The sequence below is a fragment of the uncultured Senegalimassilia sp. genome (genome assembly GCF_934632265.1).
Classification (GTDB): Bacteria; Actinomycetota; Coriobacteriia; order Coriobacteriales; family Eggerthellaceae; genus Senegalimassilia.
Genome location: NZ_CAKTYH010000026.1, coordinates 1 through 19,251 on the forward strand (window position 1 = coordinate 1; position 19,251 = coordinate 19,251).

18 protein-coding genes are annotated in these 19,251 nt (G+C 64.3%); 17 read left to right on the forward strand and 1 reads right to left on the reverse strand.

What is annotated here, in order from left to right:
- From rho to Q0H50_RS03360, 4 genes are all read left to right on the forward strand, one after another.
- Window positions 1-1,558 (forward strand): transcription termination factor Rho (gene rho, locus Q0H50_RS03345; RefSeq protein ID WP_294419358.1); only part of this gene is annotated, 1,558 nt, incomplete at its 5' end.
- 15 nt (window positions 1,559-1,573) lie between these two features.
- Window positions 1,574-3,601 carry a class I tRNA ligase family protein gene (locus Q0H50_RS03350; RefSeq protein ID WP_294419360.1) on the forward strand — a complete coding sequence of 676 codons (2,028 nt, stop codon included), beginning with the start codon at window positions 1,574-1,576 and terminating at the stop codon, window positions 3,599-3,601.
- A gap of 89 nt (window positions 3,602-3,690) precedes the next feature.
- Window positions 3,691-4,170 (forward strand): ribonuclease HI, encoded by a 480-nt coding sequence (gene rnhA / locus Q0H50_RS03355; protein ID WP_042432824.1) that lies wholly within the window; start codon window positions 3,691-3,693, stop codon window positions 4,168-4,170.
- Between the two features lie 201 nt (window positions 4,171-4,371).
- Window positions 4,372-5,592, forward strand: coding sequence for an NlpC/P60 family protein (locus Q0H50_RS03360; protein ID WP_294419362.1), 1,221 nt, complete (start codon window positions 4,372-4,374; stop codon window positions 5,590-5,592).
- A 266-nt stretch (window positions 5,593-5,858) separates the two neighbouring features.
- On the opposite strand, the gene yihA is transcribed toward Q0H50_RS03360, so the two are convergent.
- Window positions 5,859-6,443, reverse strand: coding sequence for a ribosome biogenesis GTP-binding protein YihA/YsxC (gene yihA, locus Q0H50_RS03365; RefSeq protein ID WP_294419365.1), 585 nt, complete (start codon window positions 6,441-6,443; stop codon window positions 5,859-5,861).
- A 237-nt stretch (window positions 6,444-6,680) separates the two neighbouring features.
- Here yihA and Q0H50_RS03370 point away from each other — a divergent pair, with 237 nt between their 5' ends.
- From Q0H50_RS03370 to pstC, 13 genes are all read left to right on the forward strand, one after another.
- Window positions 6,681-6,932, forward strand: coding sequence for a DUF6110 family protein (locus tag Q0H50_RS03370; protein ID WP_294419367.1), 252 nt, complete (start codon window positions 6,681-6,683; stop codon window positions 6,930-6,932).
- 15 nt (window positions 6,933-6,947) lie between these two features.
- Window positions 6,948-9,029, forward strand: coding sequence for a heavy metal translocating P-type ATPase (locus tag Q0H50_RS03375; protein WP_294419370.1), 2,082 nt, complete (start codon window positions 6,948-6,950; stop codon window positions 9,027-9,029).
- Between the two features lie 390 nt (window positions 9,030-9,419).
- Window positions 9,420-10,163 (forward strand): 30S ribosomal protein S2, encoded by a 744-nt coding sequence (gene rpsB, locus Q0H50_RS03380; RefSeq protein WP_294419372.1) that lies wholly within the window; start codon window positions 9,420-9,422, stop codon window positions 10,161-10,163.
- A 120-nt stretch (window positions 10,164-10,283) separates the two neighbouring features.
- Entirely contained in the window at window positions 10,284-11,150 is an 867-nt protein-coding gene (gene tsf / locus Q0H50_RS03385) for a translation elongation factor Ts (RefSeq protein ID WP_294163294.1), read from the forward strand.
- A 273-nt stretch (window positions 11,151-11,423) separates the two neighbouring features.
- Window positions 11,424-12,707: a UDP-N-acetylglucosamine 1-carboxyvinyltransferase gene (murA, locus tag Q0H50_RS03390; RefSeq protein ID WP_294419374.1), complete on the forward strand. Its 1,284-nt coding sequence runs from the start codon at window positions 11,424-11,426 to the stop codon at window positions 12,705-12,707.
- Window positions 12,708-12,722: 15 nt separating this feature from the next.
- The gene (locus Q0H50_RS03395; RefSeq protein ID WP_294419376.1) at window positions 12,723-14,201 is read left to right on the forward strand and encodes an LCP family protein; all 1,479 of its coding nucleotides are present in this window, start codon (window positions 12,723-12,725) and stop codon (window positions 14,199-14,201) included.
- An 87-nt stretch (window positions 14,202-14,288) separates the two neighbouring features.
- Window positions 14,289-14,522 (forward strand): NifU family protein, encoded by a 234-nt coding sequence (locus Q0H50_RS03400; protein ID WP_114620220.1) that lies wholly within the window; start codon window positions 14,289-14,291, stop codon window positions 14,520-14,522.
- A gap of 45 nt (window positions 14,523-14,567) precedes the next feature.
- The gene (locus Q0H50_RS03405) at window positions 14,568-14,864 is read left to right on the forward strand and encodes a hypothetical protein (protein ID WP_294419378.1); all 297 of its coding nucleotides are present in this window, start codon (window positions 14,568-14,570) and stop codon (window positions 14,862-14,864) included.
- 9 nt (window positions 14,865-14,873) lie between these two features.
- Window positions 14,874-15,098 (forward strand): hypothetical protein, encoded by a 225-nt coding sequence (locus Q0H50_RS03410; RefSeq protein WP_294419380.1) that lies wholly within the window; start codon window positions 14,874-14,876, stop codon window positions 15,096-15,098.
- A 45-nt stretch (window positions 15,099-15,143) separates the two neighbouring features.
- Window positions 15,144-15,974, forward strand: a complete 831-nt coding sequence (gene lgt, locus Q0H50_RS03415; protein WP_294419382.1) for a prolipoprotein diacylglyceryl transferase — start codon at window positions 15,144-15,146, stop codon at window positions 15,972-15,974.
- Between the two features lie 147 nt (window positions 15,975-16,121).
- Complete coding sequence (locus Q0H50_RS03420) at window positions 16,122-16,502, forward strand: desulfoferrodoxin family protein (protein ID WP_294419384.1); 381 nt, start codon at window positions 16,122-16,124, stop codon at window positions 16,500-16,502.
- Window positions 16,503-16,982: 480 nt separating this feature from the next.
- Window positions 16,983-17,939: a phosphate ABC transporter substrate-binding protein gene (locus tag Q0H50_RS03425; RefSeq protein ID WP_294419386.1), complete on the forward strand. Its 957-nt coding sequence runs from the start codon at window positions 16,983-16,985 to the stop codon at window positions 17,937-17,939.
- An 80-nt stretch (window positions 17,940-18,019) separates the two neighbouring features.
- Window positions 18,020-19,251: phosphate ABC transporter permease subunit PstC (gene pstC / locus Q0H50_RS03430; protein ID WP_294419388.1), on the forward strand; the 1,232-nt coding region annotated here is incomplete at its 3' end.

Genomic DNA, 19,251 nt, shown 5'->3' on the forward strand with positions numbered 1-19,251 from the left:
CCCGGGCCGCGCGGCACGCGCCGCGCGCACGCCGCGTAAATCGGTGCGCGCCCAGGGCGCCAACCGCGAGGGCCGTTCCGAGCAGCATGAGGGCCGCGGCAAGGGCGATGCCCGCGAAGGCGCCGAGCAGCGCGCCGAGGGCCGCAACGCCGGCGCGGACCGCCACCAGCGCAACGACCGCAACGACCGCGGCGGCCGCAAGAACGGCAACGACCGCAACGACCGTCACCAGCGCCACCAGCGCAACAACAACCGCGAGGTCGTCCCCAGCGTCAACAAGGAGGACCTGGCCAAGCTCAAGGTGGCCGAGCTGCGTGCGAAGGCCGCCGAGCTCGACGTAGACGTCGCGGGCCTGAAGAAGGCCGAGCTCGTCGACGCCGTATACGACGCATTCCTGAAGGCCGAGGGCTTCGTGGAGGTCGAGGGCATCCTCGACATCATGCAGGACGGCTACGGCTTCCTGCGCACCAACGGCTATCTGCCCAGCGAGCAGGACTGCTACGTGGGGCTTTCCACCATCCGCCGAAACGGCCTGCGCAAGGGCGACAAGCTCACCGGCACCACGCGCCCGGCGCGCCCCAACGAGAAGTACGCCGCCGTGCAGAAGGTGGCCACCGTCAACGGCAAGCCCGTCGAGGAGCTGGGCCGTCGCGTGCGCTTCGGCGACCTCACGCCGGTCTATCCCGACGAATGCCTGACCATGGAGCATGGCCAGACCACCATCACGGCACGCGTCATCGACCTGGTCAGCCCCATCGGCAAGGGCCAGCGCGGCCTGATCGTCAGCCCGCCGAAGGCCGGCAAGACCACCATCCTGAAGGACATCGCCGCGGCCATCAGCGCCAACAACCCCGAGGTGCACCTCATGTGCCTTCTGGTCGACGAGCGCCCCGAGGAAGTCACGGACATGCAGCGCTCCATCAAGGGCGAGGTCATCTCCTCCACCTTCGACATGCCCACCGAGAACCACATCCAGGTTTCCGAGCTGGTCATCGAGCGCGCGAAGCGCCTGGTGGAGGAAGGCAAGGACGTCGTGGTGCTGCTCGACAGCCTCACGCGCCTGGCGCGCGCCTACAACCTGGCGCAGCCTGCATCCGGCCGCATCCTGTCCGGCGGCGTGGATTCCACGGCCCTGTACCCGCCGAAGAAGTTTTTGGGCGCGGCCCGAAACATCGAGGGCGGCGGCAGCCTGACCATCCTCGCCTCGGCGTTGGTGGAGACGGGCTCGAAGATGGACGAGGTCATCTTCGAGGAGTTCAAGGGCACGGGCAACATGGAGCTCAAGCTCGACCGCAACCTGGCAGACCGCCGCATCTTCCCGGCCATCGACCCGGTGGCATCGGGAACGCGCAAGGAGGACCTGCTGCTCGACCCGCAGAAGGCCCCGCTGATCTGGGCGGTTCGCCGCATCCTTGCGAACACGAACAACACCGAGCGCGCCATGGACATGCTCATCAAGTCCTTGAAGCGCACCGACGACAACGACGAGTTCCTCATGCGCACGGCGAAAAAGGCCCAGCACAACAACGGGAACGCAAACGCAAACCTGGAATTCTAGGGGAGACATATATAGATGGCGACAATGCATGACAACAACGAAACGGTTGCCTGGCCCAAGCGCGCGGTGGTCACGGCCGGCATGCCCTACGGCAACAAGCCGCTGCATTTCGGGCATATCGCCGGCGTGTTCGTGCCCGCCGACTGCTTCGCGCGCTTCCTGCGCGACCGCATCGGCGCGGAGAACGTCCGCTTCATCAGCGGCACGGACTGCTTCGGCTCGCCGATCAACGAGGGTTACCGCAAGCTGGTGGAGGCCGGGCAGTTCGACGGCACCATCGAAGATTACGTGCTGCGCAACCACAACCGCCAGAAGGACACGCTGGATTCCTACGACATCAGCCTTGATATCTACGAAGGCTCCAACATCGGGCATTCCGGCGAGGTCCATCAGCTCATCAGCGAGGCGTTCATCAAGAAGCTGCATGAGAACGGCTGGCTGCAGAAGCGTGCGACGCTGCAGTTCTACGACCCCGAGGCCGGCACGTTCCTGAACGGCCGTCAGGTGCAGGGCCACTGCCCTGTGCAGGGGTGCAAGTCCGAGCACGCCTATGCCGACGAGTGCGATCTTGGGCACAGCTACGCGCCCGAGGACCTCATCGCGCCGAAGTCCTCGCTCACGGGCGTCACGCCCGAGATGCGCCCGGTAGAGAACTGGTACTTCGACCTGCCGGCGTTCAACGGCTTCCTGAAAAAGCACGTGGAGGCGCTCGAGGCAGACCCCGAGGTGCGCCCCATCGTGCCGCAGACCATCAAGGAGTTCCTGGCCCCGCCGGTGGTCTACATCAAAAACGAGCTGTACGACCAGTACCTGGAAATCGCCGACAAGCTGGCGCATCACCAGTACCATGAGGCCGAGAAGGGCAAGCAGTCCTTCGAGATCGAGTTCGACACCATCGACGACCGCGATGCGGCGCGCGACGTCCTTGCCGCGGCGGGCATCCGCTTCCGCACGGGCAAGGCGCTCGTTCCCTTCCGCATCACCGGCAACATCGAGTGGGGCGTGAAGGCGCCGGTCATCGACGGGCTCGAGGGCCTGACGGTGTGGTGCTGGCCCGAAAGCCTGTGGGCTCCCATGAGCTTCACCATGGCCATCAACGACAAGATGGGCCTGCCGCGCGGCAGCTGGCGGGACTTCTGGTGCTCGGAGGACGCGCAGGTCTACCAGTTCATCGGTCAGGACAACCTGTACTTCTACGGCGTTGCCCAGCCGGCGCTCATCGAGGCGCTGCGCCCGGGCGACATCCTCGCGCCCGGCGAGACCGACACGCCGCTGCGTCAGACCAACCTCATCGCCAACCATCATATCCTGCTGGGCAACAAGAAGGCCTCGTCGTCGGGTTCGGTCAAGCCGCCCACGGCCGACGAGCTGCTCGAGCACTACACCGTCGAGCAGCTTCGCGCGCACTTCCTGGCCCTTGGCCTGGATCAGAAGTCCGTGGGCTTCAAGCCCAAGCCCTTCGATCCCGACGAGGCCAAGCGCAACGACCCGCGCGTGGCCGACCCGGTGCTCAAGGAAGGCACGCTGCTCACCAACGTGTTCAACCGTCTGGCCCGCAGCTGCTTCTACGAGGCGCAGAAGAACTTCGAGGGTTGGATGCCGCTCGGCGAGGTGTCGCCCGAGGTGCGCGAGCGCGCTCATGCCTGCATGAACGAGTACGACAAGACCATGCACAAGGCGGAGCTGCACACGGTCATGTCCATCATGGACACGTTCATCCGCTGGGCGAACAAGTACTGGACGGACAACATTCGCACCGCCGAGAAGGAAGGCGACGAGCAGCTGCGCCGTCAGGTGCTGCTCGATTGCTTCTACCTGCTGCGCGTATCCACGCTGCTCATGCACCCTGTGGTGCCGAAGGGCTGCGAGAAGATCGCCGATTACCTCAGCTTCGAGTTCGACGACTTCTTCAGCTGGAACTTCGATTTCGAGGGCATGGACGAGCTGTGCCATGGCGCCGAGCTCGAGGACGGGCGCCATCGCATCCGCGAGCTTCCCCCGCGCTTCGACTTCTTCTCGAAGCATCCCTCGCAGTTCAAGTAGGGTTTCAAAGCACGGCATCCTATCAGGCTGGCCAGCTGCGGCAACGCGGCTGGCCGGCCTTTTCGTGGGTGCGGAAAGTTGGTTTGCATATGCACGTTGATTTGTATTCCGACGGCGCCTCGCGGGGCAACCCCGGGCCGGGCGGGTACGGCAGCATCCTGCGCTTCATCGACAGCAAGGGCGGGGTGCACGAGCGGGAGTTCTCGCAGGGGTATCGCTGCACCACGAACAACCGCATGGAGCTGCTCGGCGCCATCGTGGCCCTTGAGGCGCTCAAGCGCCCCTGCCACGTGACGCTGTACTCCGATTCCCAGTATCTGGTGAACGCGTTCAACCAGCACTGGGTAGACGGCTGGCTCAAGCGCGGGTGGAAGAACTCGCAGAAGCAGCCGGTGAAGAACTCCGACCTGTGGAAGCGCATGCTCAAGGCGAAAGAACCCCACGACGTGGAGTTCGTCTGGGTCAAGGGTCATGCCGGCCATGCCGAGAACGAGCGCTGCGACGCGCTGGCCACCTCCGCGGCCGACGACCCGTCGCGCCATAAGGAGGACGCGGGTTTCCGCGGCTAGCCGACATGACAGGGCGTCGCGAAAGGCGGGCGGGTGGAGCAGGCGGGGAGGGAAGGCCCCGCTTCGCGCCGCCCGCCTGTTCTACATATTTGCAGGTTGCCTCACCTGGGCGTATGCCCGTTCAGTGCAAAAGGTACCGCGCTTGTTGCCAGGGTGATACAGTGGCGTAAGCGATTTTGCAACCGAGAAGGAGGTTCGTGCATGCAACAGGAAATGAAGCTGCGCCGCCGCATCGCCGGTGGAGCGATGGCTTGCGTCCTGTCCTGCGGCCTTATGGTTCCGCAGCTGGCATTCGCCACCCCTGATTCATCTTCCAAGCAGGCCGAGGCCCAGGCGGTCCTGGCCTCGCTCAACTCCATGCAGTACAAGCTCGACCAGGCGTCGGCCGACTACGGCCAGGCGCTCGAGGAGCAGGCCCAGGCCCAGCAGTCCGCCGATCAGGCGCAGGAGCGCATCGACCAGATCAACGTCGAGATCGCCGATGTGCAGTCCCGTTTGGGCGACCGTGCGCAAAGCATGTACCGCACGGGCACCAGCTCGTTTTTGGACTTGCTGCTCGGCTCCACCACGTTCACCGAGTTCGCCACGAACTGGGACCTGCTGAACAAGGTCAACGACAATGATGCCGAGCTCGTGCAGCGCAACAAGGACCTGCGCACCGAGGCTCAGGAGCAGAAGGCAACCTTCGACGAGCAGTCCCGCACCGCCGCTGCCAAGGCATCCGAAGCCAAGCAGATCCAGGACGAGGCGCAGGCCACCGTCAACTCCATGCAGCAGACCTATGACGGCCTTACGGCCGAGGTTGCCACGCTGGTGGAGGAAGAGCGTGCCGCACAGGCCGCTGCCGCTGCCGCAACCGCCCAGCAGACCGTCGACCAGTCCGCTGCTCAGGCTACCCAGCGTATGGGCATCGCCGCCGCTACCAACAACAACGCCAATGCGGGCGGCAACGCCGATAATGGCAGCAATGCCGACAACGGCGGTGGAAACGCGTGGACCGACAACGGCGGTTCCGGCAATGGCGGTGGGACCGACAACGGCAACTCCGGCAACTCCGGTAATACGGGCGGTTCCAGCAGCTGGACGCCGTCTTACAACGCCTCCACGGGCAACGCCATCGTCGACCGCGCCTACAGCTGCATCGGCGCGCCGTACGTGTGGGGCGGCGTCGGCCCCGACGGCTTCGACTGCTCCGGCTTGGTCAGCTATGCCCTGACCGGCAGCAATTCGCGTTACGGCACCACGTACACGTTCATGGGCATGTCCCAGGTCTCCGATCCCCAGCCCGGCGACATCTGCACCAGCTGGTCGCATTGCGGCATCTATATCGGCGGCGGCCAGATGATCCATGCCCCAACCTTCGGCCAGACGGTGTGCGTCAGCTCCGTGCAGTCCGACATGATCATCGTGCGCCCCTGGTAGCGTTTCCTGCTCCAGCGGTGCGCCGGTAAGCATATAAGCCGGAAGCGCAAAAGCACTTGCAGTAAAAAGCGAGCCCCAAGCTGTTCATCAGCTTGGGGCTCGCTTGCGCTTACGGGAGGGGTGCCGGTTCGTTCGCGCCCATGGGGCGCCCTGCCTCGTTAGCGGTGGGGAAGGGCCTGGCTTTCGCGAAAGGGCCGGCAAATCTATGCCGGCAGGGCGCGCAATCCCGACCGGCGGGCGCGCGCCTTCGCATCCGCGATATCGCGCTAGCCTTCGCAGGCCTGCGTGATGAGCTTGCGCAAGGCGTCGAATCCCTCGCGCTTCTCGCTGGACGTCACCAGCATGGGCACGTCGTCGGGCAGGGCCAGCTGGCGGCGCAGCACGGCCACCTGCTTGTTCTGCTGGTTGCGGGAGAGCTTGTCGGACTTCGTGAGCACCACGGCGAACGGAAGCCCCGCCTCCATAAGGAAGTTGATCATGTTCAGGTCGAGCTGTTGCGCCTCGTGGCGGATGTCCACCAGGCTGACCACCAGCGCGAAGTTGCGGTCCTGGTTGAAATAGCCTTCGATCAGCTCCGCCCAGCGGCCCTTCTCGGATTTGGCCACGCGCGCGTAGCCGTAGCCGGGCAGGTCGACGAAGCGGGCGCCTTCGGTGGCGAAGAAGTTGATGGTGGACGTCTTGCCGGGCTTCTGCGAGACCTTCGCCAGGCTTTTGCGGCCGAACAGGGCGTTGAGCATGGACGACTTGCCCACGTTCGATCGTCCTGCGAACGCCACTTCCGGAAGCGTCGAGGGCGGCAGCTGCGACGAGATGCCGAACGAGCGCTCGAAGGTTACGTTGTTGAAGTTCATATGATGCTCCAAATGGTTAGAAGTTGTGCTCGCACCATGATAACGTGCTTCGCCGCGCAGATATGCCCACGTCATCTCCCGTTCGCAATAACCCCGCATGGCGTAAACGGCGATTTCGAGGAAAAAGTTGCCATAAATTGACAATATGATAGCCGCGTCATACTCTTTCGGATGGAGTAATAGGGGTCGAACATTACGAGATGCAAGGAAAGGCTTGCACAAGAAAGGACGCAAAACATGAAACTCAAGAAGCGCGATGGTTGGATGCTCGCCGGCGGTTTCGCTTTGGGCACGCTGGGCTTGAAGGCGCTGAGCAGCTCCACGGCGAAGAAATGCTACGTGCAGGGCGTTGCCAAGGGCCTGCAGGCCAAGGCCGCCTATCAGGACGTTGTCGAGCAGGCCAAGGCCCAGGTCGATGACATCGTTGCCGAGGCCAGCTATATCAACGAGTCCGCAAAGGCCGAGCCGACCGTTGTCGACGGCGAATAGCGCGAAGACGTTGCCATGAAATATCAGATCGCAAATGAGCTTCCGGGCCGTTTGCGCGTGACGCTGGCGGGCCCTGTCCCGCCAGTGGACTTGGATGCGCTGTATCGCGTGCTGGGTAGCTGCCCCGATATCGCGAAGTCAACCGTCTATCCGCGCATCGGCAGCGTTGCCCTGGTCTACAACGCCGCTCCCGGCGCCCGCGCTCGCGTGCTCGAGCATCTTGCGGGCATCGACGCGGCGGCAATCGCCAAGGCCAAGCAGGGCTGCGGCCTTGAGATCGCCCCGCGCTCTCATTCCCTGCTCATGGACCTGGCATCGCTGGTAGGCTTCCATTTCATGCGCCGTTGGTTCCTGCCTGCGCCCTTGGCGGCCGCTTGGACGGCCTTCGCCTACCGCAAGTTCCTGTTCGCCGGCCTGAAGTCGCTGGCGGCGGGCCGGCTGGACGTGCCTGTGCTCGATGCGGCGGCCATCGGCATCTCGTTCGCGAAGCGCGACCCGCGCACGGCGGGGCTCACCATGCTTCTGCTCAACGTGGGCGAGACGCTTGAGGAGTATACGCGCAGCCGCTCGGAGGGCGCGCTCATCAACGCGCTGCTCGACCTGCCCGAGACCGCCCAGCTGGTGGAGGGCGACACCGAGGTGCAGGTTCCTTCCGGCTCCCTGCGACAAGGCCAGCTCATCGCCGTGCGCACCGGCATGCCCGTGTGCGTGGACGGCACGGTGGTGCGCGGGTGCGCCATGGTCAACCAGGCGGCGCTCACGGGCGAGCCTCTGGCCGTGGAGCGCACCGTAGGCGACGACGTGTTCGCCGGCACGGCGGTGGAGGACGGCGAGATCATCGTCGAGGTGAAGGCCAACGAGGGTCAGACGAAGCTGCGCACTATCGTGAACCTGGTCGAGCAGACCGAGTCCTATAAGTCGCAGACGCAGTCGCGCATGGAGCGCCTTGCCGACCGCATCGTGCCGTGGAACTTCCTGCTCGCCGGCATCGTGGCGCTCACCACGCGCAGTCTGGTGAAGACCTCGGCCGCCCTTATGGTCGACTACTCCTGCGCGCTCAAGCTCACCGGCTCCATAGCCGTGTTGTCTGCCATGAGCCAGTCGGCCCAAGCGGGCTTCACCGTGAAAGGTTCGCAGCACTTCGAGTCCATGGCGCAGGCCGACGTCATCGTGTTCGACAAAACGGGCACGCTCACCGAGGCCGCCCCGCAGGTGGCGCGCGTGCTTTCGCTTGATGGTTGGGACGATGACGAGGTGCTTCGCTTCGCCGCATGCCTGGAGGAGCACTTCCCGCACCCGGTGGCGCGCGCCGTCGTGCGCGCAGCGGCCGACAAGGGGCTGGAACACCGCGAGCGCCATGCTGAGGTCGAGTACATCGTGGCGCACGGCATAGCCAGCTCGCTCGACGGCAAGCGCGTGGTCATCGGCTCGGAGCACTTCGTCGTGGATGACGAGCGGGTCGAGATCTCCGAAGCGCAGAAGGACCTTATCGCGCGGGAAACCGAGGGCCTCTCGCCGCTCTACCTTGCGGTGGACGGCAAGCTCATGGGCGTCATCGGCGTCCAGGACCCGCTCAAGGCCGGCGTTCCCGAGGCCATCGCCGCGCTTCGCCGCCAAGGGTTCTCCCGCGTCATCATGCTCACGGGCGACAACGAGCGCACCGCGGCGCGCATCGCCGCGCGAGCCGGCGTCTCCGAGTTCCACGCGAACCTGCTTCCCGAGGATAAGTATGCGTTCATCGAGAAGCTCAAGGCGGAGGGCGCGCACGTGGTCATGGTCGGCGACGGCGTCAACGACGCCCCGGCCTTGGCGCTCGCCGACGTGGGCATCGCCATGGGGCAGGGGACCGCAGTGGCCAAGGAGGTGGCCGACATCACGCTCACGGGCGGCCAGCTCGGCTCCATCGTGGCGCTGCGCCGCATGAGCGAGGGCCTCATGGGTCGCCTGAACGGCAGCTTCAAGGAGGTCATGGTCATCAACTCGACGCTGCTGGCCGCCGGCATCGGCGGCGTCATCTCCCCGCAGATGTCCTCGCTTCTGCACAACGCCTCCACCGTCGCGCTGTCCATGCGCAACGGCAAGCGCTACGACGCATAGGCCCGTCGGGAGCCCGTGGGCGCTAGCCGATGGGCGGTCGCGTGCCGAGGGCCGGCACCCGCTGGTGTCCAACGGCCGATGGGCGGCAGCGTGCCCAGGGTTCGCGGCTTCGCCTTCGGAAAGGGGTTCTCGAACTCATCCGGACGTGTACGGCTGAGTTCGAGAACAAAAGCGAAGCGTTCGGATGAGGTTGCGAATCAAGCACCCGTCGGCATTTCGTGAAAACATGGACGAACATCGACGCCCCCGTTGCAAACACCCGGGGGCGTTGTTATAATCCGAGGGCTGTTTTATCACACATGCGTGCGCGACCCTTCCCGCTAGTGGCCGAAATCGGTTGCGGGTGAAAGGGGATGACCGTACGCAGAGGACTAACGAATGGAGAATGTCATGGCAAAGATCAGCATTCAGACCCTGCTCGACGCAGGCGCGCACTTCGGTCATCAGAAGCGCCGTTGGAACCCCAAGATGAAGCCGTTCATCTTCGGCGCCCGCGGTGACATCTACATCCTGGACCTGAAGCAGTCCCTCATGGGCATGGACCAGGCTTACACCTTCGTCTCCAACGTCGCCAAGAACGGCGGCTCCGTCCTGTTCGTCGGCACGAAGAAGCAGGCCCAGGAGGCCGTCGCCGACGCCGCCAACCGTTGCGGCATGCCCTACGTCAACTCCCGTTGGCTCGGCGGCATGCTCACCAACTTCGTGACCATCCGCTCCCGCGTCACCCGCATGGAGGAGCTGGAGGCCATGGAGGCCGACGGCCGTATGGCGCTGCTGCCGAAGAAGGAGCAGATCCTGCTGCGCAAGGAGCTGTCCAAGCTGCAGCTCAACCTCAACGGCATCCGCAACATGAAGCGCGTCCCCGACGCCATCTTCGTGATCGACACCAACCGCGAGGAGATCGCCATCCGCGAGGCTCATCGTCTGAACATCCCCGTGGTGGGCACGCTGGACACCAACTGCGATCCCGATGACGTCGAGTACGGCATCCCGGCCAACGACGACGCCATCCGCTCCGTCAAGCTGCTGGCCGACTTCATCGCCGACGCCGTCGTCGCCGGCACCGGCGCTCCCGTTTCCGCTGAGGAAATGGCTGCTCCGGCTGCCGAGGCTGCCGCTCCTGCCGCCGAATAGGCACGGGGCCTAACCCACTGGTGTTGCACGCCGTGGGTCCCCGTAGGGCGGCCGACGGCGTTCGAGGTTATTAACGGCGGCGCTCAGGCGCCGCCGCAACAAGGATAGAAAGGATCCAACGTGGCTGCTATCACCGCTTCCATGGTCAAGGAACTGCGCGAGATGACCGACGCCGGCATGATGGAGTGCAAGAAGGCGCTCGTCGAGGCCGATGGCGATATGGAGAAGGCCGTCGACGTGCTGCGCACCCGCGGTCTGGCCGCTGCCGCCAAGAAGGCCGGCCGCGCCACCAACGAGGGCACCGTCATGACCGTTCTGGCAGATGATGCCAAGTCCGCTGCCGTCGTCGAGCTGAACTGCGAGACCGACTTCGTGGGCATGAACGAGAAGTTCAAGGCTTACGCCGAGAAGCTGGGCCGCGCCGCTCTGGCCGCCAACGCCGCCGATGTCGAGGCTCTGCGCGCCTCCACCTTCGAGGGCGAGCCGGTCGAGGACATCCTCACCGACGCCATCCACGTGCTGGGCGAGAACATCCAGCTCCCCCGCGCCACCACCGTCAACGCCGGTGGCATCGCCTCCTACATCCACGGCGGCGGCAAGATCGGCGTTCTGGTGACCTTCGACGTCGAGGGCATCGACCCCGCTTCCGAGGGCTTCCAGGCTTACGGCCGCGACGTCGCCATGCAGGTTGCCGCCGCTTCCCCGGTGTCCGCCAACCGCGAGTCCGTGCCGGCAGAGGTCGTCGAGCATGAGATGGGCATCTACAAGGCTCAGGCTGCCGAGTCCGGCAAGCCCGAGGCCATCCAGGAGAAGATGGCTACCGGCCGTATGGAGAAGTTCTACAAGGAGAACTGCCTGACCGAGCAGGCCTTCGTCAAGAACCCCGATCAGTCCATCAACCAGTACACCGACGAGTGCGCCAAGAACCTGGGCGGCACCATCAAGGTGACCGGCTTCGTGCGCTGGGCTCTGGGCGAGACCGCGTAACCCACGCTTTTCGTCATATAGCAAGCGAATCGCGAACGCTGCGGGCTGCTTCCGCGTCCTGCATCCGCCTTCATGCTGCGACATCGGCCGTCGATGCCGCAGCGGAGGGGCGGGCGCTAGGCGCGGGGCGGCCCGTTTCACGTTTTCGGGCGCACTTCGCGTTTTCGCGTCCGCGATTGCATAGTACGTTTGCTTTCATCGTGAAGGCCCGCCTTGCGCGGGCCTTCGCTTTATAATGGGCTTTCGCAATCTAGTTCATTCAGGGGGGTTTGCATGTCTGAGAAAGAGATCGTCGTCGTCGAGGGCAACAACGTCCTTTCCGGCGAGGTGAGGGTTTCCGGCGCGAAGAACTCGGCTTTGAAGCTTATCGCCGCCTCGCTTTTGGGCCAGGGCGCCTCAACGCTGCACAACGTGCCCCTTATCAGTGATATCGTCGTCATGTCGGAGGTGCTCGAGTGCCTCGGCGCCACCGTGAAGCGCGATGGCCATACCATGGTCATCGACACCGCTCAGGTGACGTCCCATGAAACGCCTTACGAGCTGGTTTCGAAGATGCGCGCGTCCATCAGCGTGCTCGGCCCGCTGGTGGCGCGTTTCGGCCAGGCGCGCGTTGCCATGCCCGGCGGCTGCCAGATCGGCGCCCGCAAGATCGATATGCACTTGGTTGGCCTTGAGGCCCTGGGCGTGGAGTTCACCGTCGATCACGGCTATCTGAACGCCCACACGCCCAACGGCCTGCACGGCGCCGACGTCACGCTGGAGTTCCCCAGCGTGGGCGCCACCGAGAACTGCCTTATGGCGGCCGTCACCGCTCACGGTACCACCTGCATCGAGAACGCCGCGCGCGAGCCTGAGATCGTCGATTTGGCGAACATGCTCAACGCCATGGGCGGCAAGGTCAGCGGCGCCGGCTCGTCCATTATCCAGGTGGAGGGCGTGCCGCTGGAAAGCCTGCATCCCTGCGAGCACACCACGGTGGGCGATCGCATCGAGGCCGGCACCTTCTTGGCAGGCGGTGCGCTTACCGGCGGCCCTGTCACGGTGCGCGGCATCGACCCGTCGTACCTGCCTATGGCCATCATGAAACTGCGCGCCATGGGCTGCTGCGTCGAGGCGGGGGACGATTGGATCACGTGCAGCCGCAACCAGCCGCTGCAGCCCACCGATATCCAAACGCTTCCGCACCCGGGCTTCCCGACCGACCTGCAGGCCCAGTTCATGCTGCTGTGCAGCTTGGCGCACGGCACCTCCATGGTCACCGAGAACGTCTTCGAGAACCGCTTCATGTTCGCCAGCGAGCTTGCTCGCATGGGCGCCGATATCACGATCGAGGATCATCATGCGCTCGTGCGCGGCGTCAACGACCTGCAGGGCACCGACGTGTCCTCCACCGACCTGCGCGCCGGCGCGGCGTTGGTGCTGGCAGGCATCGTGGCAGAAGGCGAAACCCGCGTGCACAACATCAAGCACATCGACCGCGGCTACGAGGATTACTGCGGCAAACTCTCCCAGCTCGGCGCCAACGTGTCGCGTCGCCAGGTTGGCGCGGCCGAATAGCCGGACGGGAGCGCCATGGTCAGGAAACGCAAGGACATCACGCAGATCAACTCCAAGCTCACCTCGCGCCGTATGCGCAGCGCAACCTTGGGAACGCACGTCCCCAAGGTGCGCCCGGCGCACATGAACGCCGATCAGGTGGGCTTTTCCAGCCCGCGTAGGCAGAAACGCGCTCAGCGCGGCTACGTGAACAACGTCATGCCCAGCGCCCAAGGCCCGCGAAGCCGTACCGGGTATGCCAGGGGCCTCGAGTTCTCCCCGGGCGTCAAGCGCCGCACGCTTGCGAAGCGCGTGGGCATCGCCGTGGCGGTGGTGGCGGTTTTGGCCGCCGTGGCCTATGGCGTTGGCTCGTTCACCCTTATGGGAAACCTTAACGGCAAGCTGGAGCTCAAGGGCTCCGATGCCGCCAAGGCGCTTACCGCCGTGAAATCCGGCGATTCCTTCTACACGCTCGTCGTGGCAGAGCTCGATACGCCGGGCATGCCGAACTCCGCCGAGGGTCCCGATGCGCTTGCCCTGGTGCGAACCGATTCCTCGGGCAAAAACGCTTGCATCATCAGCATCCCCGCCGACGTGCAGGTGTCGTTGAAGGACGGCAAGTATTACCCCATCAGGCAGGCGAGCGTGCGCGAAAGCGACGCCAGCCTGGTCAGCGCCGTTGCGAACTTCGCCGATGTGAAGATCTCGCACGTGGTCAAGATCGACGCCGCTGGTCTGGTGCAGCTGGTGGACACGCTTGGCGGCGTGGATGTGGGCCTTTCCGAAGAGGTGGACGACCCCAACGCCGGCAGCGTGTATCTGCCCGCAGGCAGCCAAACGCTTACCGGCGAGGGGGCCCTTACGTTGGCGCGCGCCACCAATTTCGAGTCGCCTAGGCAAACCCAGGCGGAAAACCAGCGCAAGCTGCTCGAGGCGGTGTCGCTGCGCATGGTGTCGGGAGGCAAGTCCGGTCTGGTCGGCCTGCTCGATCAGCTGCAAGGGGCATTCGGCACCGATATGGGATCAAGCGATGCGCTGTCTTTGGCCGAGGGCCTCAAAGGCATGAGCGCTGATTCCATTACGGGCGCGCTCGTCCCCGGCTATGTCACGCAAAGCGATGGTCAAGACGTGTTCGCGGTGTCGAATTCCGCATGGTCGGAGATGATGGACCGCGTCGATTCGGGGCAGGAGCCCGCCGAGCAAGCGCAGGCGGCCACCACCGATCCCGGCAGCTTCACCATCACGCTGAAAAACGGCGGCGGCATCACGGGCGCGGCGGCATCCATGGAGTCCACGCTCACCTCGAAGGGCTTCAAGGTGTCTGAGACGGGCAACACCGACACTTCCGTGTACAGCGAAACGCTGGTCATCTATAACTCCAGCGATGCTCAGCCGGCCGCGCAGACCGTGCTCGATGCCATGGGGGTGGGGCGTTTGGTCCAGAACACCGGCGCCTATTCGTTCGGCACCGATGTGCTGGTCATTCTGGGCAAGGACTGGAAACCCTCATCGTAACCCCATCCAAACGCCCGACGGCACCATCGGGCGCTGTGGTAGAATCGCTCATGATGAACATAAGACCGAAAGGCAAAGGAGAACCCCATGGTTGAGAAGACCGATGTTGCAGCAGTGCTCGAGCTCATCCGACCCAGCCTGCAGGCTGATGGCGGCGACGTGAAGCTCGTCGACGTCGACGAGGACGGCGTGGTCACCGTCGAGCTGCAGGGCGCATGCAAGGGCTGCCCCATGTCCCAGATGACGCTGGCCAACGGCGTCGAGCGCATCCTCAAGGAGCGCGTACCCGGCGTCACCCGCGTGGTGCCGGCGGTCATGTAAGCAGGTAAGCATCAAGTAAGCAGGCGGAGAAGGGGAGCGGAAGGCATGAAGTGTTGGGAATTGCGCGGTTGCAGCGAAGATGCCGAGATGAACGGCAGATGCCCGCATAACATTCCCGGCGAGCCGTGCCCTGCCGATTGCCACTTCGCCGCCTGCTTCCGCCCCACGCACGTGGTGTGCACCGATTTCGGCAAGCTGCTCAACCCCAGCCGCGATTTCGACGCGGCGGTCAAGGAGATCTGCCGCTTCTGCGAGTTCTTCTTAGAGCACGGGCCGAGCACGGCCGATCGCGTCGACGAAAGCCCCACCCGCCAAGGCAACCCGAACAGGTTCTTGCTTTAGGGCGCTCCCGTGGAAGCCGTGAACATACATGCCGCATGCCCTAGTTGTGGGTGCGGCACCTTCGATCTGGCGCGGTATCGCGCCATCATGGTATTGGGCCCCGATATGGCCTTGTTCACCCTTGATTGCCCCAAGTGCGGCACGCAGATCGATCTGCTGCGCGCCATCCCCGCAACGCTTCGTGAAGAGGTTAGGGCAAGCGCGCAACAGGTGGGCGCAGGGGGCTTGAACTAAGGTATCCTTTTCTCCGTTCGACCGCTATGGAACGGAGCTCTCCCCATGTTAAACGAGATATATCACATGCTCGACCCGGTGGCGTTTTCCATCGGGCCTTTTGTTGTGCGCTGGTACGGTATCGCCTATGTGGCGGGTTTCGTGTGCGCGGCGCTCGTGCTGTGGCGGGTGGCGAAGCGCTGGAAGGTGCGCGTGGATGAGGACAGCCTGCTCACCGTGGTGCTGTGCGCCATCATCGGCGTGATCTTGGGAGGGCGCTTGGGCTACGTGCTCGTGTACGGCGACGGCTACTATTTCTCCCATCCTGCCGAGATCTTGGCGTTCAGCCATGGCGGCATGAGCTTCCACGGCGGCCTTATCGGCGCGTTGCTCTCGGGCATCGTTGCGGCGCGTTTCACCGGCATCCCGTATCTCACGCTTGCCGATATGGGCTGCATCGCGGCGCCCATCGGCCTGTTCTTCGGCCGCTGCGCCAACTTCGTGAACGGCGAGCTATGGGGAGCGCCCACCAGCTTGCCGTGGGGCGTGGTGTTCGGCGGCACGGCGGGCACGATGCCCCGTCATCCCTCGCAGCTCTACGAGGCCCTGCTCGAGGGCGTGGTGCTGTTCTGCGTGCTCTACGCCCTGTCGCGAAAGCAGCCGCCGCGCCCTCAGGGAACGTTTCTGGGCGTGTTCCTTGTGGGCTATGGCCTGTTCCGCTTCCTTATCGAGTTCGTCCGCCAACCCGATGCGCAGATCGGCTACCTGTGGGGCGGATGGCTGACCATGGGCCAGGTTCTCAGCGTGCCGCTTATGGTGGCAGGGGTGTGCGCCATCGTTTATGCCGTTCGCGTCAAGAAACCGCAAAAAGGGCTTCCAGATATGCTACAAAGTTAGTATCATATAGATACGCAACAGACGGGCTGCGGGAGCGTAACGGGTTGGCGAACAACTGCCCGCGCGCCTTCCGCGCACGCAAGGCGTTTCTATACTGGAAGCAACGGCACCACGGGGGTTGCCGTTGAAACCTGAGAGGGGTTTACCATGGACGTCAAATTCTTCAAGTGCATGCATTGCGGCAACGTGGCCATCAAGCCGTTCGATCAGGGCGTCGCCCTGTCCTGCTGCGGAGAGCAGATGGTCGAGCTCCGCGCCAACGACACCGACGGCGCCAAGGAGAAGCATGTGCCGCAGGTCGTCGTCGACGGCTCCACGGTCCATGTGAAGGTGGGCGAGGTCGCCCATCCCATGACGCCCGAGCATCTGATCACGTTCATCGTGCTCGTCACGGAGAAGGGCTATCAAATCGCGCCGCTCACCGCCGAAGATGCCCCCGAGGCAACCTTCGCCCTGGCCGCAGGCGATGCGCCGGTGAAGGCGTACGAGTACTGCAACCTCCACGGCCTGTGGGTCAAGGAGCTCTAAGGCTCGGGCGCAACGCGCGAACAGGACGGACCCGCAGCGGTAATGCTGTGGGTCCGTTTTCGTCTTAGCGGACGTATCTGCTTGATGTGCGCTTTCCCATCGCCTCTGCCGTGCCGCGATGATCGGCGGGGTGCGTTTGCGCGTCAGCGCGCTGTCGTTCGCATCGCCTTCGTTGTTGGCGGCGATTGCGCATATCGTGCTATGTCTCCCGGCCTGGTGCAAGCCGTTGCGCTATGCCTGGCGGCACTTCGGCCTTTTGGTCCTTGACACATCGCCGAAGCTCTTCCTACACTTGGAATATCTATTGCGGTCTGGCAAAGCTGAATTCTGCACAGCTTTGCGCGTCGGTGCCTGCTTGTTGCATAGCGCCACGCGGCCGCATCGCACCATTTCTGCATAGTTGAAGAGAGCGAACAGCGCGTATCCCCGCGTTGCGTTTTGCTATGCGGAAACCAAAGGAAAAGGAAAGGAATAAATACCATGAAGAAAGAAATCAAGAAGCATCGCTTCCGAGCCGTAGCGGTTGCCGCGCTGGCGCTCACGTTGTGCTGCAGCCTGCTGGCGGGCTGCTCCTCGCAAGCCGGCTCGGACAGCTCTGCAACCAAGCAGACCTCCGGCGACTTCCAGTCCAACATCATGTTCTGCGGCTCCACCTCGCTGTATCCCATCATCTCCTCGCTGGCGTCCTCGTACACCGACGAGTACGTGAAGTGGAACAAGGTGGATTCCAGCTTCCCGGAGAAGAACATCTCCATCTACGTGGCGCCGGGCGGTTCGGGCGTCGGCGTGAGCGCGCTTGAGGAGGGCACCTGCGACTTCGGCATGGTCGCCCGCACGCTGAAGGATTCCGAGAAGCAGGCCCTGGGCGATTACAAGGAGTACGAGGTTGCCAAGGACGCGCTGACCGTGTCCGTGAACGCCGAGAACCCCCTCGTCTCCACGATGGACGACATGTCCACCGACACCATCCGCAAGATCTTCGCCGGTGAGATCACCACGTGGGACCAGGTGGATGCCTCCCTGCCCGCTGAGCAGATCCAGGTCTACATCCGCGACCTGTCCGGCGGCGCCTACGAGGTGTTCCAGAAGTCCGTTATGGGCGACAGCAAGGTGACCGACTCCGCCACGCAGTCCGCTTCCATGACCGAGCTTGCCACCAACATCGCCAACAACAAGTGGGCCATCGGCTATGCCGGCTTCGGCGCGTACAACAAGGCCAACGCCAACGGTCAGAAGCTGGTCGCCATGAAGGTCGACGGCGTCGAGGCCACCGAGGCCAACATCATCTCCGGCGATTACAAGATCCAGCGTCCGGTCATGTTCGTGGGCGTGGGCGAGCCGAGCAGCTCCGAGCAGGCCTTCATCGACTACATCTTCTCCGATGCCGGCATCAAGGTCATCCGCTCCAACGGCTACATCCCGTCGTTCACCGCATAACGAATCGCACGTAAAAGAGCATGCGACATGTTCCCTCGATCCGCCCGCACCGAGTGCGGGCGGATCGTTTTCAAACAATCTTGATAACGTTTCTGTGCGTTGCCTGTGCGGCGGCGTTGGCATGGGTCGTGCTCACCGTGGCGGTGCAGGCATGGCCCGTCGTCGGCGAAGTGGGCGTCGGGGCGTTTTTGCTCGGCAGCGACTGGATGCCCGTCGATTTCGGGGGCGGCGCATCGTTCGGCATCGCGAATATCATCGCCGCCACGCTGCTCACCTCGGCCGTCGCCCTTGCGATGGCGCTGTTCATCGCCATCGGATGCGCTTTGTTCCTATCGTGCTCGGCATCGGCGGCGTTGCGCGCCGTGCTATGCGGGGCCATCGACCTTCTGGCCGGCATCCCCTCGGTCGTGTACGGTTTCGTGGGGCTTGAGGTGCTGGTGCCCGCGTTCATAGACGCGGGAGTGCCTTCGGGCAATTGCATCCTGGCTGCAAGCATCGTGCTGGCGGTCATGGTGCTGCCGTATATGGTGTCCACCATGACCGAGTCGATGGTCGGCGTGCGCGAGCGCTATCTGGAAGCGTCGCTGGCATTGGGCGTGAGCCGCTGGTGGGGCGTGTACGGCGTGATCCTGCCGGTTTCGCTGCGGCTTATATGGCCGAGCGCCATGATGGCCTTCGCCCGCGCCATGGGCGAGACCATGGCCGTCATGATGGTGGCGGGCAACGCCAACCTCTTCCCAACGTTGCTGGGCAAGGGCGAGACGATCGCTTCGCTCATCGCGCTTGAGATGGGCACCGCGGCGGCGGGGAGCACGCATATGCACGCGTTGTTCGCGGCAGGGTTCGTGCTGCTCGCCATCGTTTTGGCCGTCGATCTTGTCTGCGTGTGGCTGCAGCGCGCCTTGACGCGCCGCGTCTCGCGAGCCTCGCTCGCGGGTTCGTGGGTGCTCGGACGCGCTGGCGGCGCGGCGGTGCGCCTGTGGGCGTTTACCGCAACGGCGGTCGTGGGCGGAGCCATCGCGTTCCTGTTCGGCTACGTGTTCGTCCAGGGCGCGGGCTGCATATCGTGGGAGTTCATCACGCAAAGCCCGTCGGGCGCCGTGCTCGGCAGCGAGGGCGGCATCTTCCCGGCGATCGCGGGCAGCGCCTGGTTCACCGGGTGCGCGCTCGTCATCGCGGTCCCGCTGGCGGCAAGCGTGGCGGCGTGGCGCGTGTTCCTCGCGCGTCGGACGTGGGCGCAAAACCTCATGGGGCGCATCATGTCCGTGGCGGGCGGGGCGCCGTCCATCGTCATGGGCCTGTTCGCCTATGC